This is a genomic window from Marinobacterium jannaschii DSM 6295, assembly GCF_000620085.1.
In the GTDB taxonomy this organism is placed as follows: domain Bacteria; phylum Pseudomonadota; class Gammaproteobacteria; order Pseudomonadales; family Balneatricaceae; genus Pontibacterium; species Pontibacterium jannaschii.
Genome location: NZ_JHVJ01000006.1, coordinates 279,921 through 304,285 on the forward strand (window position 1 = coordinate 279,921; position 24,365 = coordinate 304,285).

General features: G+C 61.1%; 18 protein-coding genes and 1 riboswitch. Of the genes, 9 read left to right on the top strand and 9 right to left on the bottom strand.

The genetic code is table 11. The features are described 5' to 3' along the window. Positions 1 to 12 precede the first annotated feature (12 nt). Positions 13 to 429 (bottom strand): VOC family protein, encoded by a 417-nt coding sequence (locus tag Q354_RS0106185; RefSeq protein ID WP_027856843.1) that lies wholly within the window; start codon positions 427 to 429, stop codon positions 13 to 15. An 82-nt stretch (positions 430 to 511) separates the two neighbouring features. Between Q354_RS0106185 and Q354_RS0106190 the strand changes: the two genes are divergently transcribed. The 6 genes from Q354_RS0106190 to Q354_RS0106215 all read left to right on the top strand — a co-directional run bounded on the left by Q354_RS0106190 (position 512) and on the right by Q354_RS0106215 (position 8,162). After that, positions 512 to 826, top strand: a complete 315-nt coding sequence (locus Q354_RS0106190; RefSeq protein ID WP_027856844.1) for a putative quinol monooxygenase — start codon at positions 512 to 514, stop codon at positions 824 to 826. 236 nt (positions 827 to 1,062) lie between these two features. After that, a complete protein-coding gene (gene capB, locus Q354_RS0106195) occupies positions 1,063 to 2,820 on the top strand; it encodes a caprolactamase subunit beta (protein ID WP_027856845.1) in 1,758 nt (585 codons plus the stop codon). Between the two features lie 10 nt (positions 2,821 to 2,830). Next, positions 2,831 to 4,909 carry a caprolactamase subunit alpha gene (gene capA / locus Q354_RS0106200; RefSeq protein WP_027856846.1) on the top strand — a complete coding sequence of 693 codons (2,079 nt, stop codon included), beginning with the start codon at positions 2,831 to 2,833 and terminating at the stop codon, positions 4,907 to 4,909. A gap of 189 nt (positions 4,910 to 5,098) precedes the next feature. Continuing rightward, positions 5,099 to 6,040, top strand: a complete 942-nt coding sequence (locus Q354_RS0106205) for an AraC-like ligand-binding domain-containing protein (protein WP_027856847.1) — start codon at positions 5,099 to 5,101, stop codon at positions 6,038 to 6,040. Between the two features lie 150 nt (positions 6,041 to 6,190). Beyond that, positions 6,191 to 7,555 carry a purine-cytosine permease family protein gene (locus tag Q354_RS0106210; RefSeq protein ID WP_027856848.1) on the top strand — a complete coding sequence of 455 codons (1,365 nt, stop codon included), beginning with the start codon at positions 6,191 to 6,193 and terminating at the stop codon, positions 7,553 to 7,555. Positions 7,556 to 7,685: 130 nt separating this feature from the next. Beyond that, complete coding sequence (locus tag Q354_RS0106215) at positions 7,686 to 8,162, top strand: FKBP-type peptidyl-prolyl cis-trans isomerase (protein WP_027856849.1); 477 nt, start codon at positions 7,686 to 7,688, stop codon at positions 8,160 to 8,162. A gap of 47 nt (positions 8,163 to 8,209) precedes the next feature. Here the strand turns inward: Q354_RS0106215 and Q354_RS0106220 are convergent, their stop codons facing one another. From Q354_RS0106220 to Q354_RS0106245, 6 genes are all read right to left on the bottom strand, one after another. Next, positions 8,210 to 8,998: an ABC transporter ATP-binding protein gene (locus Q354_RS0106220; protein ID WP_027856850.1), complete on the bottom strand. Its 789-nt coding sequence runs from the start codon at positions 8,996 to 8,998 to the stop codon at positions 8,210 to 8,212. Then, on the bottom strand, positions 8,995 to 9,999 hold the full coding sequence (locus tag Q354_RS0106225; RefSeq protein WP_036228678.1) for a FecCD family ABC transporter permease: 1,005 nt from the start codon (positions 9,997 to 9,999) through the stop codon (positions 8,995 to 8,997). The genes Q354_RS0106220 and Q354_RS0106225 overlap by 4 nt, the downstream gene beginning before the upstream one ends. A gap of 52 nt (positions 10,000 to 10,051) precedes the next feature. After that, on the bottom strand, positions 10,052 to 11,965 hold the full coding sequence (locus Q354_RS0106230; RefSeq protein WP_027856852.1) for a TonB-dependent receptor plug domain-containing protein: 1,914 nt from the start codon (positions 11,963 to 11,965) through the stop codon (positions 10,052 to 10,054). 358 nt (positions 11,966 to 12,323) lie between these two features. Continuing rightward, entirely contained in the window at positions 12,324 to 13,244 is a 921-nt protein-coding gene (locus Q354_RS24820) for an ABC transporter substrate-binding protein (RefSeq protein WP_051559941.1), read from the bottom strand. Further along, positions 13,241 to 13,840 (bottom strand): DUF7676 family protein, encoded by a 600-nt coding sequence (locus tag Q354_RS0106240; RefSeq protein ID WP_027856853.1) that lies wholly within the window; start codon positions 13,838 to 13,840, stop codon positions 13,241 to 13,243. The genes Q354_RS24820 and Q354_RS0106240 overlap by 4 nt, the downstream gene beginning before the upstream one ends. A 57-nt stretch (positions 13,841 to 13,897) precedes the next feature. Further along, the gene (locus Q354_RS0106245; protein ID WP_051559942.1) at positions 13,898 to 15,817 is read right to left on the bottom strand and encodes a TonB-dependent receptor plug domain-containing protein; all 1,920 of its coding nucleotides are present in this window, start codon (positions 15,815 to 15,817) and stop codon (positions 13,898 to 13,900) included. A 196-nt stretch (positions 15,818 to 16,013) separates the two neighbouring features. Further along, positions 16,014 to 16,253: riboswitch (cobalamin riboswitch) on the bottom strand. A gap of 186 nt (positions 16,254 to 16,439) precedes the next feature. Between Q354_RS0106245 and Q354_RS0106250 the strand changes: the two genes are divergently transcribed. From Q354_RS0106250 to Q354_RS27245, 3 genes are all read left to right on the top strand, one after another. Continuing rightward, entirely contained in the window at positions 16,440 to 17,075 is a 636-nt protein-coding gene (locus Q354_RS0106250; RefSeq protein ID WP_027856855.1) for a 3'-5' exonuclease, read from the top strand. 93 nt (positions 17,076 to 17,168) lie between these two features. After that, positions 17,169 to 20,717: an SNF2-related protein gene (locus tag Q354_RS0106255; RefSeq protein ID WP_027856856.1), complete on the top strand. Its 3,549-nt coding sequence runs from the start codon at positions 17,169 to 17,171 to the stop codon at positions 20,715 to 20,717. A gap of 303 nt (positions 20,718 to 21,020) precedes the next feature. Beyond that, positions 21,021 to 21,989 carry a GGDEF domain-containing protein gene (locus Q354_RS27245; RefSeq protein ID WP_156948246.1) on the top strand — a complete coding sequence of 323 codons (969 nt, stop codon included), beginning with the start codon at positions 21,021 to 21,023 and terminating at the stop codon, positions 21,987 to 21,989. 26 nt (positions 21,990 to 22,015) lie between these two features. Here the strand turns inward: Q354_RS27245 and Q354_RS0106265 are convergent, their stop codons facing one another. Continuing rightward, positions 22,016 to 23,122: a mandelate racemase/muconate lactonizing enzyme family protein gene (locus Q354_RS0106265; RefSeq protein ID WP_027856858.1), complete on the bottom strand. Its 1,107-nt coding sequence runs from the start codon at positions 23,120 to 23,122 to the stop codon at positions 22,016 to 22,018. Next, entirely contained in the window at positions 23,119 to 24,231 is a 1,113-nt protein-coding gene (locus tag Q354_RS0106270) for an alcohol dehydrogenase family protein (protein WP_027856859.1), read from the bottom strand. Before Q354_RS0106270 ends, Q354_RS0106265 begins: the two co-directional genes overlap by 4 nt. Positions 24,232 to 24,365: the final 134 nt, after the last annotated feature.

The window sequence follows — 24,365 nt, forward strand, 5'->3', positions numbered from 1 at the left end:
ACCCGGCCCGCTTTAACCTTCAGCCGCACTGAAGCGCTGCCCCGAGATCGCCGGATGGTACAGCGGCTGAATCACGTTGCCGGCAGGGTCGGTGCAGTGAAAACTGCGCGCACCGTCACTGTGATCATGCGGCTGGTCCAGCAGGGTCACGCCCTGGGCCTGCATAAACTCAAACCACTGCTGCAGGTGCGCCTTGCTGTCGACGATAAAGCCGAAGTGGTCCATACAACCACCTTGCCGGGATTCACCCGGGGCCGCCCGTCCCAGCGACAGGTTATCGTTACCACAGCTGAGATAGACCAGGTTCGGACTGGCCCGGCGCAGCAGCTGCATCCCCATAATCTCCACATAAAAGCGTTCACAGGCTTCCAGATCGTGAACTTTCAGTGCCAGATGGCGCAGGCCATTAAAGGGCGCAGGACGTGTCATAGCTTCACCTCAATTATTTTGACCCAAAAGTCAGGATTCAATATAGTAACCAGCCATCCCCCCGATGCCAAGTGGAGCTTCTATGTACTGTATTGTGGTGAAAAATCAGCTGAAACCGGGCTGTCGCGATGCCTATCTGGCGGCGATGCTGCCCAATGCCAAAGCCTCAGTGGAACATGAACCGGGCTGTCTGGTATTTGATGTGCTGGAAGCGCGGGAAGAGCCGGACACCTTCTACCTGTATGAGATCTACCAGAGTGAGGCGGCCCTGCAGGCGCATAAGGAAACCGGGCACTACCTCAGCAGCCGCCCGCTGATCGCCGACCTGCTGCAATCCACCTCGGTACTTCGGGCCGATGTCATCAGCACCCATCCGGATTGCCGTCCGGCCGCTTAATCCCTCCCCTGACCGCCCGACCGCCCCGGTGCGGCGGTCCCTCCTGCCGGTGATTACCCGACCCTCAGGGCTTACGGCCCGCCGCCATGCGCTCAGCGTCAAAAACTGCTTCCCCCGCTGCCAATATCCGCCTCAGCTTGCTTCATATACTGGCTGCTATCAGGTGCGTTACTGCCGTAATAACCGCGGTAGGGACTCAGCCATGAACACACAAAAACAAATTCAAGAGGTGTGATATGTCCAGTAGCGTGGATCCCATAACCCTGGCCGTCGTACGCGGGGCACTGGAAACAGCCCAGCGCGAGATGACCCTCACGCTGGAGAAGACCGGCCGCTCCAGCGTGTTTAACCTGGCCCACGATTACAGTAACGCTCTGTTCGACCACTACCCGGAGATGATCCTGCAGGGGCAGGATATCCCGATCCACCTGGGCTCACTGATTCCGGCCATGAAGGAGGTAGCGGCGTTTTACGGTGACGATATCCACGAGGGCGATGTGATCTATCACAACGATCCCGCTTACAAGGGCAGCCATATCCTCGATTGCTGTATGTACAAGCCGGTGTTTTATCAGGGCGAGCTGGTGTTCTGGACCGTCTGCAAAGGCCATCTGACCGATATCGGCGGCCCGGTGCCGGCCGGCTACAACCCGGATGCCAAGGAGATCTATGCCGAAGGCCTGCGTATTCCGCCGGTCAAGCTGTGGGAGAAAGGCCGGCGGCGCGACGATGTGGTCAACCTGCTGCTGACCAATATGCGGGCCCGACGCGACCAGGAGGGTGACCTCAATGCGCAGTTCGGTGCCTGCCGGGTGGGCGAGCGCAACCTGATTGCGTTACTCGATAAATACGGCGTGGCCGAGGTGAAAGCCTGCATTGCCGAACTGAAAAACATGGCTGACCGGCAGATGCGCAGCCTGATCGCCGAGGTGCCGGATGGTGAGTATTTCGGCTCGGCGGTACTGGAAGATGCCGGCCACGGCTTCGGCGAAATGGAGATCACTTCCAAAGTCACTATCAGCGGCGAGCGGGTGCATATCGAAGTGCAAAGCCCGCCGCAGGTGCCCTACTTCATCAACTCCTATGAGGGTAACTCCATGTCCGGGGTTTATCTGGGGCTGATGATGTTTGCCCAGCTGCCGCCGCCTTATAACGAGGGGCTGTACCGCTGTGTCAGCGTCGACCTTGGCCACAAAGGTAGCCTCTGCAACGCCGAAGAACCGGCACCGCATGTCAACTGCACCACCACACCGATGGAAACCCTGACCGATGCCGTGCGTAAGGCGCTGGAACAGGCTGCACCGGAACGGGTCGCTGCCTCCTGGGGCCACGCCAGCGGCATCAATATTGCCGGTATCGATCCGCGTACTGGCGAACAGTACGTCACTATGGTATTGGCCTCCATCATCTCCGGGGCCGGAGCGACCCGGGTCATGGACGGCTGGCATGCCTGCGGCCCGCTCTGCTGCTTCGGCGCCCTCAGTTCGGGCGATACCGAACTGCTGGAATACGCCTATCCAATCATTATCCGACGCTACGGACTGGTGCAGGACAGCGGCGGGGCCGGTATGTATCGCGGCGGATCGGGCACCGTCTGGGAGGTTGAACCGATCGATCACGATATGACGGTGGTGGCCTTCGGCGAAGGCCGTCAGATCCCGACAATGGGCGCGGCCGGAGCACGTAACCGTATGACCGATCCGAAGCTGGGCAGGCTGGTACTGCAGGCCGACAGTACCGAAGTGCACCGCAAGAACACGATCTTCACCGTCAAACCGGGACAGCGGCTGGCCAACTTCAATCCCGGCGGTGGCGGCTACGGCGATCCGTTGCAGCGCCAGCCCGAAGCGGTGTTGCAGGACTACCGCAATGGTCTGGTTTCTCTGGAAGCGGCGGCCAAGGAGTATGGCGTCGTGATTGATGCCCGGACCCTGAGTATCAACACCGCCGCCACCGACACTCTGCGCCGTCAGGCCAGCCACAGCAGCAAATAAGGACAATAAGATGCGTAATAAATATCGTCTGGGTATTGATGCCGGTGGCACCTTTACCGACTTCGTACTGGCCGAAAACAACGGCAAACTGAGGGTATTCAAAAGCCCCTCGACACCGCAGGATGGCACGCTGGCGATCAAAGCCGGGCTGGCCCAGATCAGCGCCGAAATCGGTCGTCCGATCGAGGAGATCATCCAGGACTGCGACCTCTGTATTAACGGCACCACCGTGGCCCTCAACGCCCTGATCGAGAAGAAAGGGGTTAAGGTCGGCCTGCTCTGCACCGCCGGACATGAGGACAGCCTGGAGATCCGGCTGGGCCACAAGGAGGAGGGCTATCGCTATGAAGCGGATTTCCCACCGGCGCATATGATCGTGCCGCGCCATCTGCGCCGCCCGATCAACGAACGGATCGTCGGCAGCGGCGAGGTCAACCAGCCACTGGATGAGCAGGAGATCCGCGACGCCGTCGAGTACTTCAAGGCCGAACAGGTCGAGAGCGTTGCCATCTCCTTTGTCTGGGCAGTACGCAACCCGGCGCATGAAAAGCGCGCCAAAGAGATCGTGCAGGAGATGATGCCGGGAGTGTTCGTCTGCAGCGGCAGCGAAGTCTATCCGCAGGTGCGTGAATACACCCGGACCTCCACCACCGTGGTGAATGCCTACCTGAGCCCGGTGATGCGGCGCTACGTACAGAAGATCGATGACTACTTCCAGTCCCTCGGTGTGCGCTATCCGGTACGTTACTTCCAGTCCAACGGCGGCCTCGCCGTGGGTGAGGCGATGCAGGGCCGGGCAGTCAACGCCATCAATTCAGGTCCGGCCTCGGCTCCCCAGGCGGGCCTGTTTGTCGGCCAGCCGTTCGGCATCGATAACGTGATCACCGTCGATATGGGCGGGACCTCGTTCGATATCACCCTGACCAGGGATGGCCAGACCAACCTGAATAAGAACATCGACTTCCTGCGCTATCGTATCGGTGTACCGATGATACAGGTCGAGACTCTGGGCGCCGGCGGCGGCTCGATCTGTCAGGTCGACCAGTACGGCATGCTGCAGGTCGGCCCGGAAAGCGCCGGGGCCTCACCGGGACCGGTATGCTATGGCAAGGGCGGCCAGCGTCCGACAGTGACCGACGCCAACCTGGTGCTGGGCTACCTGAATCCCAAGGCGGTACTGGGGGGCACCATCCGCCTCGACCGGGATGCCGCGGTTCGCGCGATCAGGGAGCATGTTGCCGACCCGCTGGGGATCTCGGTGGAAAAGGCCGCCTACGGCATCAGCACTATCGTTAACCTGAATATGGTCAACGGTATCCGCCGGGTCTCTATCGAGCGAGGCTACGACCCGCGCGACTTCGCCCTGCTGTGCGCAGGCGGCGCCGCCGGGATGCATATTACCGCGCTGGCCGAGGAGATCGGTAGCTCGACCGTACTGGTGCCGAAGGTCTCTTCGGTGTTCTGCGCCTTCGGCCAGATCATCTCGGATGTGCGCTACAACTACCTGGCCTCAGAACCGATGCGGCTGGATAACAACGCCAACCTGCAGCTGCTGAATGATAAGTTTGAAGCACTGGAACGACAGGGACGTGAACACCTGCAGGCCGATGGCTTTTCCGACCGGGAGATCAGTTTCAGCCGCAGCGTGGAGATGCGCTACGTCGGCCAGATCCATGAGTGCAATGTCGATATCCATCCGGGCCCGATCTGCCGCGAGAAGATGGCCGCGGTACTGGATGACTTCCACCGCCGCCACGAAGAGCTGTACACCTATGCCGAACCACACAACCCGGTCGAGCTGGTCAATATCGAGACCACGCTGGTCGGCGAAGTGGGCAAGCCACAGTTCGAGGTACCGCAACAGCGCGGCCTGACGGTCAGCGATGCACTGATCGAATACCGCCCGGCGCTGTTTGACGGCGACGGCCACTGGCTGGACACGCCGGTCTATGCCGGGGCCATGCTGGATGTCGGAGTGGTGATCAATGGTCCGGCGATCGTCGAGGAGGCTACCACCAATATCGTGGTCCGCGAGGGCTGGCAGCTGGTGCTGGAAGAGAACAACTGCTTCCGCCTGACCCGGCGCTGAGCCTCCTGATGCAACCCTTTACCCGATAGCAGTAACCTTGGCCGGTCCTGTGCAGCCCTGCACGACCGGCCCTTTTTACCGGATGGCCGCGACAGCACGGTCATCTTTTACACAGTCCGCCCGCAAACACCGCTAGAATGGATGGATCTGCCCCGATATGAACTCAATAAAAATAAGAGAGGCGTTCATATGCACACCAGCTACAGTACCCACCTGCTGCCGCCACGCGACCGACAGCGCTACTGGCAGGAAGTGATCGGAAATACCTATTTCCCGCTCGACCTGAGCTTTCGCAATGCCCGCGATTTTCATGGCCAGCTAAGCCAGTGGAGCTTCGGCACCCTCGGCGTCTCCCACCTGTCCAGCTCAGCCACCTGCTTCAGCCGCAACCAGCACCAGATCGACCGCTCTGAATCCTATTTCCTGATCACCATGCCGACCCAGGCCCCGGTCCAGTTCAGCCAGGCGGGCCACAGCGTGGTCTGTAATCCCGGTGCATTTATCCTGGAACGCAGTGACCTGCCCTACACATTCAGCTTCAGCCATGACAACCTGCTGTGGGTACTGCGCGTACCGATGTCCATGCTCAGCAGCCGGGTGCGTGACCCGGAACGCTACCTGTATATGGAGTTCGACCGTCAGAAAGGTGCCGGGGCGTTGTTTGCAGACTTTATGAAAAGCCTGGTACGGCAGTCGCCCTACACCGACGAAGCCAGTCAGGCGCTGCTGGGCGGCCAGCTGATCGAGCTGCTGACCCTCAGCCTGCAGAACGACGACCGCATCCTGATGAGCAATGAAGCCAGCCTGCGCAACGCTCATCTGCGCAATATCGAGCGCGTGGTGCGGGACAATATCCAGCGCCCTGAACTGTCACCGGATATGATCGCCAATGCCTGTCATATCTCGACCCGCTACCTGCACAAGCTGTTTAAGGACTCCGACCAGACCGTCAGCCAGTGGATCAAAGAGCTGCGCCTGCAGGCGGCGCTGAACGATATCCGTATCGACAGCGGTCAGACCACGCTGGCCGAGATCGCCTACCGCTGGGGGTTCACCGACCAAGCCCACTTCTGCCGCCTGTTTAAGGCCCGCTTTGGCTGCTCTCCCCGCGAGATGCGCAACCGGCACTGACCGGCCCCGGTAGCGCCCGCCCGGGCGTTTCCCGGATGATCAAAAAACCGGTCCCTGCAGCACAATTATTCCCCGCCCCGGTCTTCTAGTCTGTGAAGGTCTCTGCCACAGGCAGGGCCTGCCTCCCAATAATCACAAGAGAAACAGGTTATGGCCGGAAAAATAAATACAAACACCGATACGCAGGGGCCCGCCCTGCATCACTCCATACCCCGGGAAGAACGGATGAACCGGGGCTCACTCAGCATGGCCTGGTGGGCGATCTGCAGTGCGATGTTCTGGCTGGTGGTCGCCGCCACCCTGGCGATGAACTTTGGCACCGGAAATGCCCTGATCGGGCTGGCGCTGTCAGTCGTCAGCTACGGCCTGATCAACGCCATCATCACCCGCTACGCGATCCGCACCGGGCTCTCGGTGGCGCTGTTTTCACGGGTGCTGTTCGGCAAGATCGGCGCCAGCCTCGCGACGCTGATCTTCTTTGCCACCGCGATCTACTACAGCGTATTCGAGGGCTCGGTGATCGCCGTGGCGATTCAGGCCTACTTTCCCTCGCTCAGTATCGAAGTCGCCTATCTGATCGTGGTGCTGTACAGCGTGCCGCTGGTCTTTGGCAGCGTGCAGAACTGGCTGGATAAGTTTAACGGTGTGCTGCTGCCCTTCTATATTCTCGGCCTGATCGCAGCCGTGGCGGTGTCGATCAATGAATACGGTTACAGCGATGCCTGGCTCAATATGGGACCTGAAGGCGGCGCGCCGGAGAACGGCTGGTGGAACTGTTACACCTACTTTATGGGGGTATGGATACTGATGATGTACACCTGGGACTATGCCCGCTTTGGCCGTGAGGACGATGCCCGCTACCACGCCAACATCAATTTCGGCATGCCCTTCTACCTGTTCACCTTTATGGTCAACGGCGTTGCAGGCATATTCCTCGTCGCCACCATCCCCACCGAGGGCGGCCTGTCCGAAGTATCCGTGGTACTGGCGATCCTGAAACTGATGGGCATCTGGGGACTGCTGTTTGTCTGGGTCAGCCAGACCCGCATCAATACCGCTAATTTCTATCTGGCGGCGGATAATATGCAGGCCTTTTTCGAGCGTTTCGGGCTGGGCCACCTGCCTCGCTATGTCTGGGCGATTGCAGTCGGTGCCGTGGTCTACGCGCTGATGCTGATGAACGTGTTCGACTTTATCCTGCAGGCACTGGCTTATCAGGGCATCTTTGTCGTCGCCTGGGTCGCCATCGCGCTGGCGCATATCTTTTCGCCGCGCTACGACCAGCTGTTTGATGGCCATATCGAATGTGATCACCAGCGGGTCACCTCACTCAACCCCTGCGGCCTGCTGGCCTGGTTCTCTGGTGCCGGCATCGGGGTGATCACACTGAACTTTGGCAACGAATCGCTGGCGCTGTTTTCCGCCCCGATCACCTTCCTGATCGCATTCTGCGTCTATCTGATGCTGCTCAGCAGCGCCAAACACCACTGGTTCGTTAAACCCAGTCGCTCATAGGCGATCCGCTGTGGCGCAAAGGCCAGCCGTTCTGCGACGGTCCGGCCGATTGCCGTTTTCCCGGCCCGTCTTGAGCCTCGGCTCCATCCCCGTTAGAGTGCAGACAAACCCATCTTAGGCAGTGGCACTTATGACTGAAATTATTCTGTTAATCGTGGTGGCGGCAATCGCCGTGATGTTTTTCCGCAACAGCTCGCGCAACAAGCAGCTGGCAGCCGAGAATATGCAGGCGGGCCGGGCCTTTCTAGCCGAGAATGCGCAGGACCCGGAAGTCACCACCACCGACTCCGGGCTGCAGTATAAGATCCTGCAGCCCGGCAGCGGCGAGCAGCATCCGAGTGCCACCGATAAGGTCAAAGTGCACTACCACGGCACCCTGATCGATGGCCGGGTGTTCGACAGTTCGGTCGACCGTGGCGAGCCGATCAGTTTCGGCCTCAACCAGGTGATCCGCGGCTGGACCGAAGGCGTGCAGCTGATGGTCGTCGGTGAAAAACGGCGCCTGTTTATCCCCAGCGAACTGGCCTATGGCCAGGGCTCGGCCGGGATTATCACCCCCGGCTCGACCCTGATCTTCGACGTTGAGTTGCTGGCGATCGGCGACTGATGAGGGCCCGGCAGCGAGCCGGACTGACGGCAACCGACAGGGCCGGCTCAGTCCCGCCGCAGCGCCAGCGGCAGGATGCTCAGCCCCGCACGGGGATGCTGCAGCAATGCCGCTTCGATGCCATACACCTGCGCCAGGCGCTGCTCGGTCAGTACCTCGGACGCAGTGCCTTGCGCCACCACCTCTCCCTGATCCAGCATCACGATGCGGTCGCAGTAGCGGCTGGCCAGGTTCAGGTCGTGCAGCACCACCACCGCGCCACGCCCCTCTTTATTGCGAACAAACGCCTGCAGCATCTGCATCAGGCTCAGCTGATGAGCCATATCCAGCGCGGCGGTCGGCTCGTCCGCCAGCAGGATCTGCGGCTCTCCGGCCAGCAGCCGGGCCAGCAGCACCCGGGCTTTTTCCCCCCCCGACAGTTCAGAGGCCGGACGCTGGCGCAGATGCAGCACATCGGTCTGCCGCATCGCCCGTTCGACGATCTTCAGGTCGGCCTCAGCGGGCTGTTGCCAGCTGCCAAGATGGGGTGTGCGTCCCAGCATCACCAGCCGCTCGACCGTGATCGGCCAGTGGACCTCCCCCTGCTGTGCCAGATAACCCAGCCTGCGGCCTCTTTCCGCGGCGGACACCTGCGCTAAGCGTTGCTGCTGCAGCCACACCTCGCCCTGATCCGCCTGCCCCAGCCCGGCCAGACAGCTCAGCAGGGAGGATTTTCCGGCGCCATTGGGGCCGATCAGTCCCACCAGCTCGCCACTGCGTAGCTGAAAATCGACCCGCCGCAGGCAACGATTGCCGCCACGACTCAGGTACAGCTGCTTCGCCTGTAAAATACTCACAGCATCTCCCGCCGGGATTTCAGGATCAGGAAGAGAAAGAACGGAGCCCCCACCAGCGCGGTCAGCACTCCCACCTGTAACGGTGTCTGGGTCGCGATCAGCCGCACGCCCATATCCGCCAGTAACAGCATCAGCGCGCCGCCGCAGGCGCTGGCCGGCAGCAATCGGGCCGGTTCATAGCCCACCAGCGGCCGCAGCAGGTGCGGCACCACCAGTCCGACAAAGCCGATACTGCCGACGGTGGCGACCGCTGCCCCGACGGACAGTGCGGTGGCGGCAAACAACTGAATCCGCAGCCGCGACAGGCTGATGCCCATCGATACCGCCGTCTGCTCCCCCAGACTGAGGGCGTTCAGACCACGGCCGCAACCGGCCAGCAGCAGCCAGCCCAGCAGGCTGAACGGCAGCATCAGCCAGAATCCGTCGAAGCTGGTCTTGCTCAGGTCGCCCAGCAACCAGAGGGCGATCTCGCTGACCGCCCAGGGGCTGGGCGCCAGATTGATCGCCAGCGAGATGCCGGCGGCGCAGGCCGCGTTAATCGCTACCCCGGCCAGGATCACCGTGGTGATACTGCTGTTCTGTCCGGCGATCAGCCAGACCAGCAGCGTCGCCAGCAATGCCCCCGCTATTCCGGCCAGCGGCAGTAGCCAGGCGGCCTCGGCATGGAGGCCGAAATAGAGCACGATGACCGCACAGAGCGCGGCACCGCTGCTGCTGCCGAGCAGGCCGGGGCTGGCCAGTGGGTTGCGCAACAAGCCCTGCAACGCCGCTCCACAGAGACCTAAAGAGGCTCCCACCACCAGCGCTGTCAGAGTCCGGGGCAGACGCAACTCCAGCAGAATCAGGCTATAGAGATTGGCCTCAGCACTGAATACGCCTGCCAGCGCCCGCGCCAGCGGAAAGCGGGTCGAGCCGAGGCTGAGCGAAGCCAGCGCCAGCAGCAGTGTCAGCAGCGCCAGGCCGGCATAAAGCAACGCCGGCTTACGACTGATGAGGTTCATTCTGAATTCTCCCTGATAAGGTGCGCGATCCCGCTGCATGTTGCACGGCGTATCAGAACTGTGCCCGCAGGCCGACAAAGTAAGCGCGTCCCTGGACGTTGTGATCAAATACCTCTTGGTACTGGCGATCCAGCAGGTTTTCCACCCGGCCGTACAGCTGCCACTGCGGATTAAGCTGATAGTCGGCCCCCAGCTTAAGGCGCCAGTAGTGCTTCAGCTTTACCCGCGTCTCCGGTGTGCCGTTCACCAGCGCACTATCCTCCATGCCGCCGTTGTAGAGCGCGTCCAGAAAGACCCGGCTGCGACCGTCTCCTGCACTGTAGTCCAGTCCCAGGGCACCGCTGTGACGCGGACGACGCACCTCGACCTGGCCATCCGCCTGCTGCGAAATCAGGTTGGTATAGCTGGCGCGGACATTCAGGCGGGCCGTCAGCTCCGCTTGCAGGGCCAGCTCCAGACCCTGACGGCGGCTCTTGCCGTCACTGTTGACGGGTGAGTCGATATCGCTGCGATCACGCACGGTGATGATCTCGTTCTTCAGCCGCTCCTCAAACCAGGTGATATCCAGCATTGTCTCCGGGCTCCACAAGGGCAGTTCAAGCCCCAGATCCCAGCCGCGGTTTTCTTCTGGCTTCAGATCAGGGTTGCCCTGATAGCGGTCGGGGGAAAACCCGAACTGCTCCTGAATGGTCGGGTTGGTCACACCGGTGCCCAGTGAGCCATGCAGGCGTACCTCATCGGCCAGCAGGTAAGCCACCGACAAGCTGTAGGTCGAGGCATCGGCAAAGCGGTCATTATCATCCTGTCGCGCCGAAGCGGTGACAAAAAGGCGGTCATCGAACTCACCCTGGTATTGCAGCACATAACCATCCAGCGAGCGTTCACGGGTTTCGCCCTGGGCAGGGCTCAGCGGGAACAGGTTCTTAAAGCGCTCGCGCTCATGTTCAACCCCCGCCGCTAGGATATGGCTCGCACGGTCGCCGCCAAAGTCATAACTGATCTGATAGGCCAGCTTCTGGCGCCGGCTGTCGCTGCCACTGAGTCGGGAAGCACGAACTGCACGACGGTCATTATCACTCTGCTCCAGCTTCAGCTGCTGCTTCAGGGCATCCCGCTGCCATTCCAGGGCAACAGCACTGTTCCACTCCTTATGGCTGACCGGACTGTCACTATCGATCACCCGGCCCCGGGTTGGGGTCGGAGGACGGTTAAGATCCTTATCATCATTATTAGCGTCGCGATTAACATAGCGGCTGTTGAAGCTCAGGCTCAGGGCCTCGGTCAGGGCCAGCCGCAGCTTGCCCTGCAGGGAACGGTTAATCTCGCCATCCTTCTCAGTGCCAAAGTCAGAGACATTAAAGCCATCACTCTGGCGCAGGGCCGTGGACAGGTTGTATTGCAGCCCTTCACTGCCGCCGCGTACGCCGAGCCCCAGCTGGCGGCTCTGATCGGAGCCCAGTTCACTGCTGAACGAATACTGCTGCCTGCCCACCTGTCCCTCACGGGTGACGATATTGATCACCCCGGCCGTAGCGTTAGAGCCCCAGAAGGCGCTCTGAGGGCCGCGCAGCACCTCGATGCGCTGAATATTGCTCACCTGCAGGCTGGAAAAGTCATAATCGCCCTGGCCGGCATCATTGACTTCGATACCGTCAATCAACACCAGCACATGGTTGGCTTCGGAGCCGCGCACCCGGACCTGTACCAGAGTGCCCAGCGCACCGGTGCGCGATACCGACAGTCCCGGCACCATCCGCAAAGCATCAGCGACGTGCAGGATCTGCTGGCGCTGCAGCTGTTCGGCGGTGACCAGCGAGTGCGCCCGGCCCATTTTTTCTGCCTCGATACCGGTGGCACTGGCAGCGACAACCAGAGTGCCCCGCTCTTCGAGCTGGGCCTGGACCGTGGTTGTCAGAGAGAACAGTGCACTGCACAGCAGCAGGGGCTTAAACGGGTGGCTCGACATTCAATGGACTCCTAAACCATTTAACCTTGTCGAGCCAAAACCGGCAGGCACAGCAGGCTGCACCCGGGTGGCTTCGTACCCGACAAAGAGTATTTATTATGTTGTCACCTGTACGATCCCGCCCTGGAGGTAACCGCCGACTATAGTCAGGTGACGCAACTGATGCGGGGCCCGGCGACCTCAAAGGGCAAAGATTCTAGGCAGGCACTGTGAAAGGAACAAGATAAGCCGCACTTTTTCGCCATCTGATGCACCGGACCGGGATGATAAAGAAGAAAAGAGGTTGTTTTATTCGCCCATCATCTACCCATTATCTCCCCGGCCCGGCCGCCCTCCAGCAACGACAGGCTGAAGCGACTCACCTCTGATCCGCCTCGTCGGCCGCACGGCCACGCGCCTGTTCCAGTTGCAGAATCCGTTGTCGCTCCTGCCACAGGGCATCGACCGCATCCAGCAGCCAGGGGCCGCCGCAGATCCATAATCGCCGGTCGAGCCGGATGCGATAACGCGGCCGGCTCAGCTGTGCCAGCACCGGATGGCGCAGCATCTGTTCCGCCACCGAGTGACTCGCAGCCGTGGTCGGCGCATCCACCAGCGCCAGCGGCGCCAGCTGGAGCAGCTGCTCCAGGTCCAGCCGCCCCATCAATACAATCCCCAGCTCAGTGGCGGCATTGCGCCAGCCGGCCCGGCGGATCAGCTCCCCGACCAGGGTCTCCGCGCCCTGAGTAAAGCCGCCGGGGGCATACTGCAGCAGGCTGGGGCGCTGTGCGGGTTCAATCCCTTCAGCGGCCAGAGCCTGCTCCAGCTGCTCGCGGCGCTGGCGCATCTGCGTCACCACCTGTTGGGCGCGCTGTTGCTGGCCCAGTAACGCGCCCAGCGACTGCAACTGCTGCTCCACCTCACGCAGGCTACGGGGATGACCCAGCAACTGGATATTGAAGCCCTGTTGCTGCAACAGTCGGGTGGTGGCACGGCTGGTAAAAGTACCACCCAGAATCAGGTCGGGCCGGTAGCTGATCACCTGCTCCACCTCCGCCCGGTTGGCCGGATAGGCCAGCGCCTTGCGGTAGAGGTAGCTGCTGTCCGGCTGATGGGCGAGAAAGCTGAGCGAACGGATCTGCGCCGGGTCGGCCAGCAATAGCAGGTACTGATCAGTACAGAGATTAATCGAGACTATTCGCTGGGGGCGCTGCGGGAGCTCTGGCACAACTGCGCCAGCCGCCAGCCCGCTCAGCAGCAATCCCTTCAGCAGCAACAAAAGCCCCAACAGATATCTCATCCGCCACGTCCGAAGCCCCTGCCGCTGCAATCCAGCGGATCAGGTGGCAGGCCGAGATAGCGGGCACTGATATCCTGCCATACCGCCAGCCGTGACCAGTCAGGCTGCTCGGCGATGCCATCCTCATCGGTCAGGAAAGGGTTGGGGAAGAAGATATTCAGCTGCGGCGTGCCATCGCCGTTAAACAACCGTAACTGCCAGCTTAGCGGCGCGCCCGGTGCCCCGGCATCTGCATCGGCAGCGCCATCGAAGCCGCGCACCAATTCGGCACGCGAGGTACGGCGGCGCTGGCGCAGGGCCTGCGGGGTGGGATTGGCCGGGCTGCCCTGATGCTCACCGATACAGAGATGGAAATGGCTGCTACCGAAATGCACCGTCAGGTAGCCATCGAACAGGCTGATCTTGCGCGGCGCACAGGGGCAACGCATCTCGTAGGCCGCGCCCTCGATAATCGGCCCGAAGATGATCTTTTGCCAGTGCTGCTCAAAGAGATAGCTCAGCAACTCCTGCAGATAGACCTCATCCAGCGGCAGCGGCCAGACCTGCTGCCAGCGGCCATCGACATACTCTGTCTGCGATTGTGGATAACTCGTCATGCTGTTCTCCTCTCCCCTGAGTTAGAACTATGCCCTAAGTTAGAGCCAGGCCCTGGATTAGAACTGTGCCCGTAGGCCAACAAAGAAGGTCCGGCCCTGGACGTTGTAATCGAACACCTCTTCGTACTGGCGATCCAGCAGGTTCTCGATACGGCCATACAGCTGCCACTGCGGGTTGAGCTGATAATCCGCCCCCAGGTTAAGGCGCCAGTAGTGCTTCAGTTTTACCCGAGTTTCAGGCGTGGCATTGATAAACTCGGAGTCCTGCATGCTGCCGTTGTAGACCGCATCCAGGAACAGGCGGCTGCGGCCATCCCCTGTACTGTAGTCCAGCCCCAGGGCGCCACTCTGGCGCGGACGGCGCACTTCAAGCTGGCCATCCGCCTGTTGCGATATCAGATTGGTATAGCTGGCACGGGCACTCAGGGTGCGGGTCAGCTCCGCCTGCAGCGCCAGCTCCAGCCCCTGACGGCGGCTCTTGCCCTCACTATTGGCCGGCGAACCGATAAAGCTGCTGTCGTAGACGGTGATAATCTCGTGCTCCAGCCGCTCTTCAAACCAGGTGATATCCAGGCTGCTATCGGAATTCCACAGCGGCAGTGCGATCCCCAGGTCCCAGCCGCGGTTCTGTTCCGGCTTCAGGTCAGGATTGCCCTGATAGCGACCGGGGAAAAAGCCGAACTGCTCATAGACAGTGGGATTGGTCACGCCGCTGCCAAGGGAGCCATGCAGCCGCACCTCATTGGCCAGCTGGTAAGCGGCCGACAGGCTGTAGGTGGAGGCGTCCTCGAATCGGTCGTTATCATCCTGTCGCGCCGAGGCGGTCAGGAACAGGCGCTCAGCGAACTCTCCCTGATACTGCAGCACGTAGCCATCCAGGGAGCGCTTGCGGCTGCCGGCCTGGTCCGGGGACGAGGGCAAGAGATTCTCAAACTGTTCCCGCTCATGCTCGACACCGGCGGTCAGAGTATGGGTCGCATTGTCGCTGTCGAAGTCGTAACTGATACGGTAGGCCGCCTTCTGGCGACGGCTGTCACTGCCATAATCGCCGGAACCGCTACGACCGCGACGATCATTGTCACTCTGCTCCAGTTGCAGCTGTTGCCTTAGCAGATCGCCCTGCCACTCCAGCGCCACAGCGTTAATCCACTCCTCGCTGGCCGCGCCGGAGTCGGTATCGATCACCCGGCCCTGTGTCGCCGTTGCCGGAAAGGCAAAATCCTGATCATCGGTATCGGAATCACGATTTACATAGCGGCTGTTGAACTTCAGACTGAGGCGCTCTGACAACGCCAGGCGCAGCTTGGCCTGCAGGGTGCGGTTGATATCACCATCATCCTCAGTGCCGAAATCGGAGATATTGTAGCCATCGCTGCGGCGCAGGGAACCTGAGAGGTTGTACTGCAGGCGCTCGCTGCCGCCATTCAGTCCCAGCCCCAGCTGGCGGGTCTGGTCAGAGCCCAGTTCACTATTGAGTGATAATTGCGGCTCACCCGCCACACCCTCGCGGGTAACGATATTGATCACCCCGGCAGTGGCATTGGAGCCCCAGAAGGCACTCTGGGGACCACGCAGCACCTCGATGCGTTCGATATTACTCACCTGCAGGCCGGAGAAATCGTATTCGCCCTGACCGGCATCGGAGGCTTCGATACCATCGATCAGCACCAGTACATGGTTGGCTTCGGAGCCTCGCACCCGGATCTGGGTCAGCCCGCCCGGGCCGCCGGTGCGGGACACTGCCAGCCCCGGTAACTGGCGCAGGGCATCGGCAACATAACGGATCTGCTGGCGCTGCAGTTGTGCGCCACTGATCAGACTGTGGGCACGCCCGAGCTTTTCGGCTTCGATACCGGTCGCGCTGGCGGAGACGATCAGGGTGTCCCGGCTTTCGGCTTGATGCGCGGCCTGGACAGCCTGAGAGAGGGGGAACAGTGCACTGAATAGCAGTGCAGGCTTAAACAGAGTGCTCGACATTTGCTGGACTCCCATCCAGTCAGCGTTGTCGAATCGAAGCAGGAACCCGCGCATCCGCGCCCAGAGGGCCGCAGCAGGCACAGGAGATCCCGGCAGACAGGCACAGCAAGCTGTGACAGGCGGCTTCGTACCCGGCAACAATAATTAAGTTATTGTCACCTGTACGATTCCGCCCGAGAGATGCCCACCGCATTCTGGAAGGTGACGCGCCTGGGCCGGTATCCGGGCTGATGAGTGCGCAGGGGCCTTATACCCGTTACGCCACCAACGCACCTTCCCATGATTGCTCACAGTGGTATTCACGCTGGTTTAACTCAATCACCGTTGCGGGGGCAGCGTCAGATTGCCAGCCTTCCCTGTATGGGTTAGCGCTGCGGCACTGACTTCCCGTTTAACCCGGTCATAGCACCGGGCACCTCAAGCGGCGACGATTCTAGAGCAGGCGATATTGAATGGACAAGCCAAATGGCAGGTTTTCCGCCCTCTGATTCTTCAGCTTAACATGAGAGAAAATAATACAGAGCCAGATAGTCATGAAATTATCTATATACGCTTTCAGGATACAGCGGCTACTATCGCCCGGATATGCTTACGCCCGCCAGGACAGCCAACGGAGTAAAGAATGACTGATACGCCTGCAGATACCCTGATCGTGCTCGACTTTGAAACCACCGGCCTGTCGCCTGACCAGGGCGACCGGGCGATCGAGATCGGGGCGGTGAAGATCGAAAACGGCGTGATCGGCGCGCGTTTCCAGAGCCTGATGAATCCAGGCCGGCGTATCAGCTCATTTATCGAAGGCTATACCGGCATCAGCAACCGCATGCTGCAGGACGCCCCGCCCTGCGAGCAGGTGATGGCGGAGTTTGCCGCTTTTATCGACGGCTATAACCTGCTGGCCCATAACGCTTCCTTCGACCAGAAGTTCCTCGATGCCGAGCTGGAACGGGTCGGTGCCAGCCGCCGACATCCCTTCTGCTGCTCGATGCTCACCGCCCGGCGCATCTATCAGGATGCCCCCAATCACCAGCTGGGCACCCTGGTACGCTACAAGAACCTGCCCACCGACGGCACCTACCACCGCGCCCTGGCCGATGCCGAGATGACCGCCCACCTCTGGCTGCGGATGCTCAGCGATATCGAGCAGCGTTACCAACTCGCCGCCCCTTCTTTTGCCCAGATGCAGAAACTCGCGAAGACGGCCAAGAAGTCGGTGGATGGCTTTATGCTTCGTCAGCGCATCAGTCGGCCGCATTAAGGTCCAGACAACTCAACATTGGATACTGAGACCGACGACTGGCAGTATTACCTGCAATCGCACGGGCAACAGTCAGACAAGGATTAAACTCTGATGAACTATGGCCAGACCTGGTGGGGTGAGCAGTGGCTCGCTGCATTCAACGGCATCGACTACAGCAACCGACTGCCGCGTGGCCGCACCTATGCCAATAAAGGCACGGTCTCCAGCCTGCAGATCAGTCATGCCGAAGTGACAGCCAAGGTGAAAGGAAGCCGCCGCCGTCCTTATGATGTCACCATCCGGCTGGATCACTTCAGCCAACAGCAGATCCAGCTGATTCTCGACACTCTGCTGGACAATCGTCCGGAACTGCTGTCGCGGTTACTTAACCGCCAGCTACCGCCACAACTGCTGTCTTTACTGACTGACGCACAGATCCAGCTGTTTCCCGGTCACTGGCAGGATATGGATAGCCACTGCTCCTGCCCCGACTGGGCGGTGCCCTGTAAGCATATTGCTGCCGTCATCTACCTGATCGCCAGCGAGATTGATAAAGACCCGTTCCTGGTGTTTCAGCTGCACGGCGTGGACCTGCTGGCCGCTATCGAACAACGCAGTGGTGCCAACCTGCCACAACGGACAGCACCGCAGCTGTTATCGGCACAATGGTCAGCCGAGCCCGCGGTGGAATACTGGCAGGTTGCCTCCGGCCGCCGCCTTGACCGGCTCGACCTGAGTCTTATCGCCCCCCAGGGGGCGCGTATTTTCAGCATTCTGTCTGAGCAGACCCTGTTTCATCGCAAAAGCTTTCACCCTCTGTTACGGGACAGCTATAAGAGAGCCGCCCGCGCCGCGCAACTGGCAGACCGTCAGGTCAGTGCGCGCTGGGAGCACGCCGACCGTCTGCAGGCGTTCTGCGTCATCATCGACAACAGCGGCCAGTTACTGCGGCTGGAAAGTGATGAGCAGGTTATCGAAGCCGCCACATTACTGAGTCACGACGCCGATACCCCTGCGATCCCCGCGCCGCTGCCAGACAGCCCGCCCCTGTTGCAACTGCTGGCGGCGCTGGAGTACGGTCAGGAGGCCCGGCTCTGCCCGGCGCTGCTACTGTGGCGACACCTCTACCGGCTGGCCCTCAAGCTGGTTGCGCAGCAGGCGGTAACCCCTGCCGTGGCGCGGACGGAGGCGGACGAAGTGCTGATTCGCTGGCAGGCCGCCCCCTTCTGCGCCTCCGCCCAGTCCCTGCTGGAAGCGCTCTACCCGCTCTGTCCACCAGACCTGCTGCTGATGGAGTTCACAGCAGCGGGCCGGCGCAAGCCACAGATTCACTTCAGCAGTGCCCGTGAGCAGATCCACAGCGCCCTGCATCTGCTGATCGCCCACCTGATGGCCCAGGGACTGAACAATGCGCCGGAGGCGCGCCGTAACGACCCGATAAACCAGCTGTTCTGTGGCGGTGAAGCTCAATGCTTTGAGCGCTTCGAGAACCGGGAACACGGCCGCGTAATACAGCACTGGCTGGCACCGCTGAATCTGTCCGAACGCAGGCATCAGCTCTCGCTCCATATCGAGGAACAGGCGCTGGGGCTGAGCCTGGAAATTCAGGTAGCACATCAGGGTGCCAGCCAACCGCTGCAGCAGTTACTGGATGCCCCGGGCCTGTCGGCCGACAAGATCAGTCTGCTCTGCGACCTGGCGGTACTGGCGGATTACTTCCCCGCCGCCGAACAGCTGTTCGGCACAGATCGCCTGCCACAGCTGGCATTCAGCCTGGCGGAGTTCACGCCCTTACTGCAGTCCACATTACCGGCGCTGCGGGCCCTGGGAATGACCGTCCAGTTACCCAAAGCACTGCATAAACTGGCTTACCCGCGCCTCAGCCTGGCACTGGCAGCCGAGGACTCTGCCGGCACGGCGAACCCGAACCAGTTGAATATCGGACAGCTGCTGCAGTTTAACTGGCAGGTCGCACTCGGCGAACAGCACCTCTCTGTCGAGGACTTCCGGCAGCTGCTGCAACAGGCTGACGGGCTGGTCAAACTGCATGACCAGTACCTGATGCTGGATCAGACGGAACTGCAGCAGCTGCTGAAACAACTGGAGCGCCTACCGCAATCCCTGAGCGCACACGAGTTACTGCGGGCCGGGTTAAGTGGCGAACTGGACGGCGCCGTGACCGACCTGGCGCCTTCGGCCCAGGCCCTGCTTGATCGCCTGCGCCAGGTCGAACCGACACCGCTGCCGGAAGGACTGCAGGCGCAGCTACGCCCTTACCAACTGCGCGGCTTCGAATGGATGGCGCAAAATGCCCGGCTCGGATTTGGTTCCCTGCTGGCCGACGATATGGGACTGGGCAAAACCCTGCAGGTGATCACGCTGATCCTGCACCTGCAACAAAGCGGGCAACTGCAGCGGCAACAGGTTCTGGTGGTCGCCCCCACCTCCCTGCTGAGCAACTGGCAACGGGAGATACAACGCTTCGCCCCGGCGCTTAGCTGTCATATCTATCATGGCGCAAACCGCCAACCGGCGGATCAACAGCAGCAGGTGGTACTGACCAGCTATGGCTTAGTCCGCAGTGATGCCGCAGTGCTGGGCAAGCAGCGCTGGCGGGCGCTGGTTATTGATGAGGCCCAGAACATAAAAAATCCGGCCAGCCAGCAGACGAAGGCGATCAAGAAGCTGAAAAGTGATATCCGTATCGGTATGAGCGGCACCCCGGTGGAAAACCACCTGCGCGAGTACTGGAGCCTGTTCGACTTTACCAACAAGGGTTACCTTGGCAGCCAGAAACAGTTTCACGACAAACTGGCAGCCCCGATTGAGCAGGAGCGGGATCAGGCCCGGCTGCAGCAGTTCCGGCAGCTAACTGCGCCCTTTATCCTGCGGCGCCTGAAAACCGATAAGAGCATTATCAGCGACCTGCCGGAGAAGCTGGAGAGCAACCGTTACTGCAGCCTCAGCCCGCAACAGACCGCCCTTTACCAGAGCACCGTCGATAGCATGATGAAAGAACTGCAGGACAGCGATGAAGGTATTGAACGGCGCGGACTGATCTTCAAGCTGCTCAATGCCCTGAAACAGATCTGCAACAGCCCGGCGCAATACCTCGGCCACAGTACCGCCGTCACCACAGAATCGGGCAAGCTGGCCGCCTTTATCGACATCATGCGCGAAGCCGATGAGGCGGGCGAAAAGGTGCTTATCTTCACCCAGTACACCAGTATGGGTACGCTGCTCTGCCAGCAATTGCAGGCAGAATTGGGGCTGGATGTGCCCTTCCTGCATGGCGGCCTGTCACGTGTGCAACGCGACACGCTGGTCGATACCTTCCAGACCCACCCCCATACCCGGGCGATGGTTTTGTCGCTGAAAGCAGGCGGCACCGGACTCAACCTGACCGCAGCCAGTCAGGTGATCCATTATGACCTCTGGTGGAACCCCGCCGTCGAAGCCCAGGCCACCGACCGCGCCTTCCGTATCGGCCAGCAAAACCGGGTGCTGGTGCATCGCCTGATCACCGAACACAGCTTTGAAGAGAAGATCGACAGCATGATTCAGGGTAAAAAAGAGCTCGCCGAGCTGACGGTTGCCAGCGGTGAACAGTGGATTACCGAGCTCTCGGACAACCAGCTCCGGGCGCTGGTCAGCCTCTGATATCCGGCTGCCGACACTGCAGTTAAACAACCGCCAGAGCACAGGCTCAGCCAGGACCGTTAAGGGGCTCTCAGCCAGACGAGCAAACAGTTTGCGCACCGCTCATCCCGGTGCTGATTCGCGAGACACCCATGCTTGATGTAATCTGAAGTAAGGGCCTCACGGGCAACAGATCACCTCGCAGGAACCGACGTTATCTTTCAAAATGCCGCTGGGCTTGTCCATTGTAATAACCGGCAAGCCCCTGAAAACCAGGGTTGCATCCTACTGACGACGGCCTTGCGCCAGGTCGGCAAGGCCGCAGTGTGGGCGGTACTGCTGTATGGCCCTTTGCTGGCGGTGCAGGCCTCGCACGCGAATATCGCCAGGGCGACAGCCCAACCGTACCAGACTGAGCCGGGCGAGATAGCCGTCGGTGCAGCGGGGATGCCGTTCGAGTGGATCACCCCAGATACAGGCGATACAGACCTGTTATCTGAACCTCTCAGGCCCCCGTTTGTGCGTCAACCGCCCCAGAGCGACTCTGCAAGCCCGCAGGCACAGCAGTTTGCTGACCACCGGATCGTTCAAGGTGAACTCAATTTAAACTGGCTGCTGTTCTGGAGCCTGATTGGCGGCGCAACGCTGCTGGCAACGCTGGTGTTGATGGTCTTTTTCCGCTGGCACCGGATACTGCGGCAGGAGATCGAGCGCCGCCATCAGGCCGAGCAGGAGGCCCGCCGGCTGGCGATGTCCGACAGCCTGACCGGACTGGCCAATCGCAGCGGCTTCTTCCAGCGCTTTCGCGAGGCGATCAGCCTGGCTGACCGTCAGCAGCATGAGCTGGGCCTGCTATGGCTGGATCTGGATAAGTTCAAGCCGGTGAATGAGAGTTACGGCCACCCGGCCGGAGATCAGCTGCTGAAAGCGCTGGCAGACAGGCTGCTCAGTGTCTGCCGCGAGAGTGATATGGTCGCCCGCATGGGCGGTGATGAGTTTGCCCTCCTGATCATCAATCCGGAGAGTGAACAGGCTCTGCGCCAGGTCGCAGAGCGGCTGGTAAACCAGCTGATAGCGCCGGTTGAGATCACGGCGGCAGAAGAGGTCAGTATCGGCGTGTCGATCGGCATTGCGATCTATCCGGAACATGGCATCAGCAGCACCATACTGCTTGAGAATGCCGATAAGGCGTTGTACGAGGCGAAGCGGATGGGCGGCAATCGCTACCGCATCTACAACGCCTCCACCGCCACAATCAGCCGGCCACTGGACCTGCTGACCGAGGACGACTGAGACAGCCGTCCCGCAGCGACTGCCATTCAGTCAAACTGCATCAGCGGTGCTTCGCCTGCCGCCAGCTGCGGTACCACCCCCAGCCCATGCCCCGACGGCAACCGGAGCTGTCCGGCGACGATATCGATAGCATTCTCCTCATCGTAGTGGCCGTCGATATAGGGCGCCGCGATCCAGACCCCGTCGCACAGTGCCGGCTGCAGAGTGGCACCGAGATGCAGGCAGCTGGCGGCGATCAGGTCGCCGCCCCAGGTATCATCCGAGGTCATCGGCAGCCCGGCGGCGGCACAGACATCCCGGATGGTGCGCATCTGGCTGAGACCGCCGACCCGACTCTGCTTCATACCGAAGCCGTCGGCGGCGTTATCGCCGATCGCCCGCAGCAGCATATTCAGGTCGGTGATCACCTCATCCAGATAGAGCGGATGACTGATCTGGCGGCGTACGCCGAGGCACTGTTCATAGGTCATGCAGGGTTGCTCCAGCACGAAGCGTTGCTCGCGGCAGGCCAGCGACAGCTGGATCGCATCGCGGGCACTGAGGCCGCGGTTGGCATCCACCGCCAGCGCCGTATCCGGTGCCAGCACCTCTGCCACCTTACGCACCGCCGCAATATCCTCGGAGATATCGCGCCCGCCCACCTTCAGCTGCAGGCGCTTAAAGCCTTCGGCCTGTTTCTGCTGCGCCACCGCAGCGGCCGCATCCGGCGGCAGCAGGCTGATGGCATAGTAGGAGGGCAGCTGTTCGCGCACAGCCCCGCCCAGCAGGTCACAGACCCGGGCGCCATACGCCTTGCCAGCGATATCCCACAACGCCATATCGATCGCTGCCTTGGCGTAGAGGCTGCCACAGAGGGCCTGGTTCATCACATGGTTTACCTGCTGGATATGCAGCGGATTCCGGCCGATCAGGTGCGGCGCCATATCCGCCAGCGCGGCGCGGCCGCCCAGCATATGTTCCGGCTGGTAGGACGGCCCCAGCGGGCAGCTCTCGCCCCAGCCCTCAAGACCGCTGTCAGTGCGGACCCGCACCAGAGTCGAGTCCAGCGCGGTCAGGGTCTGCAGGGCCATACGGTACGGCTCGCCACTAATCGGCAGGGCGCGGTGGTAGACCTCTATGGCACTGATTTTCATCCTTCACTCCCCTGGGGTGGTAACAAGACCAGCTTGCCGATAAAGCCCTTGGCCATAAAGTCCTGCTGTGCCAGCTGTACCTCCTTTAAGGCATAGGTCCGGGCCACCAGCGGCTGCAGTTCGCCCTGCTCGATATAGCGCACCAGATTCTCAAACACCTCCCGGGGCTGATAGGTACAGCCAAAGAAGCTCAGGTCACGCAGGTACAGTGTGCGCACATCCAGCTCGACGATCGGTCCGGCGATAGCCCCGGCCACGGCATAGCGCCCGCCCCGACGTAGCAGATCCAGCAGTTGTGGCCATTGCGGCCCGGCCACCAGATCCACCACCAGATCAACAGACTCTGCCACCACCGCCTGCGTCAGCGAATCCCCCCGGCGCACCACCTGATCCGCCCCCAGATTCAGCAACTGTTGCTGCTTGTCGGCACCGCAGACCGCGATCACATAAGCGCCGCGACGCTTGGCCAGCTGCACCGCAGCCGAGCCGACACCGCCCGATGCCCCGGTGATCAGCACCCGCTCGCCGGCCTGCAGGCCGGCCCGGTGCAGCATGTTCTCGGCGGTGGAGTAGGCACAGGGAAAAGAGGCCAGCTCGGCATCACTGAGCTGACTGTCGACGGGATAGGCCTCATTGGCCAGCGACAGGGTGTACTGGGCATAACCGCCGTCACACTCTGAACCATAGGTGATGCAATCAAACTCGCGGTTATTGCCGGGACGTTGCTGCAGGTTACGCACCAGCACCCGCTCACCGACCCGTGCCGGGTCCACGCCCTCGCCGACCGCCGCAATATAACCGCAGACATCGCAGCCCTGGATGCGGGGAAAGCTGAGCGCCTCGCCTGACCAGCTGGCATCGTCATCATCCAGTGCGGCGAAACCCTCGGCCGCACCGGCATTGGTCTGGCCGGTGACACTTTTCGAGTACCAGCCGATGCGGGTATTGATATCGGTATTGTTGATCGCCGCCGCCGCGACCCGGATCAGCACCTCGCCGGCAGCGGGTTGCGGCACCGGCAGATCCTGACGGTATTCCAGCTTGTCGAGGCCGCCGTGACCGGTCAGAACGACGGCGCTCATCTGTGGGGGAATCAGCTCAGTTTGCATGGGTTATACCTTCACTGTTGTTGTGGCCGGAGCAGTCACTGTTGTGTGCCCCCTGTTGCAATCCAAGGTAAAAAACCTGCATGATTCAGGCAAACGAATATTTATTAACCAGTTATTCAGAATAGCTGAATCAC

What these genes read in the sequence shown, in the direction of transcription:
- Q354_RS0106255 (WP_027856856.1), top strand. Translation starts at nt 17,169, where the DNA reads ATGAACTATGGCCAGACCTGGTGGGGTGAGCAGTGGCTCGCTGCATTC.
- Q354_RS0106205 (WP_027856847.1), top strand. Translation starts at nt 5,099, where the DNA reads ATGCACACCAGCTACAGTACCCACCTGCTGCCGCCACGCGACCGACAG.
- Q354_RS0106250 (WP_027856855.1), top strand. Translation starts at nt 16,440, where the DNA reads ATGACTGATACGCCTGCAGATACCCTGATCGTGCTCGACTTTGAAACC.
- Q354_RS0106245 (WP_051559942.1), bottom strand. Translation starts at nt 15,817, where the DNA reads ATGTCGAGCACTCTGTTTAAGCCTGCACTGCTATTCAGTGCACTGTTC.
- Q354_RS0106190 (WP_027856844.1), top strand. Translation starts at nt 512, where the DNA reads ATGTACTGTATTGTGGTGAAAAATCAGCTGAAACCGGGCTGTCGCGAT.
- Q354_RS0106240 (WP_027856853.1), bottom strand. Translation starts at nt 13,840, where the DNA reads ATGACGAGTTATCCACAATCGCAGACAGAGTATGTCGATGGCCGCTGG.
- Q354_RS0106215 (WP_027856849.1), top strand. Translation starts at nt 7,686, where the DNA reads ATGACTGAAATTATTCTGTTAATCGTGGTGGCGGCAATCGCCGTGATG.
- capA (WP_027856846.1), top strand. Translation starts at nt 2,831, where the DNA reads ATGCGTAATAAATATCGTCTGGGTATTGATGCCGGTGGCACCTTTACC.
- Q354_RS0106210 (WP_027856848.1), top strand. Translation starts at nt 6,191, where the DNA reads ATGGCCGGAAAAATAAATACAAACACCGATACGCAGGGGCCCGCCCTG.
- Q354_RS0106185 (WP_027856843.1), bottom strand. Translation starts at nt 429, where the DNA reads ATGACACGTCCTGCGCCCTTTAATGGCCTGCGCCATCTGGCACTGAAA.
- Q354_RS0106225 (WP_036228678.1), bottom strand. Translation starts at nt 9,999, where the DNA reads ATGAACCTCATCAGTCGTAAGCCGGCGTTGCTTTATGCCGGCCTGGCG.
- capB (WP_027856845.1), top strand. Translation starts at nt 1,063, where the DNA reads ATGTCCAGTAGCGTGGATCCCATAACCCTGGCCGTCGTACGCGGGGCA.
- Q354_RS24820 (WP_051559941.1), bottom strand. Translation starts at nt 13,244, where the DNA reads ATGAGATATCTGTTGGGGCTTTTGTTGCTGCTGAAGGGATTGCTGCTG.
- Q354_RS0106270 (WP_027856859.1), bottom strand. Translation starts at nt 24,231, where the DNA reads ATGCAAACTGAGCTGATTCCCCCACAGATGAGCGCCGTCGTTCTGACC.
- Q354_RS0106265 (WP_027856858.1), bottom strand. Translation starts at nt 23,122, where the DNA reads ATGAAAATCAGTGCCATAGAGGTCTACCACCGCGCCCTGCCGATTAGT.
- Q354_RS0106230 (WP_027856852.1), bottom strand. Translation starts at nt 11,965, where the DNA reads ATGTCGAGCCACCCGTTTAAGCCCCTGCTGCTGTGCAGTGCACTGTTC.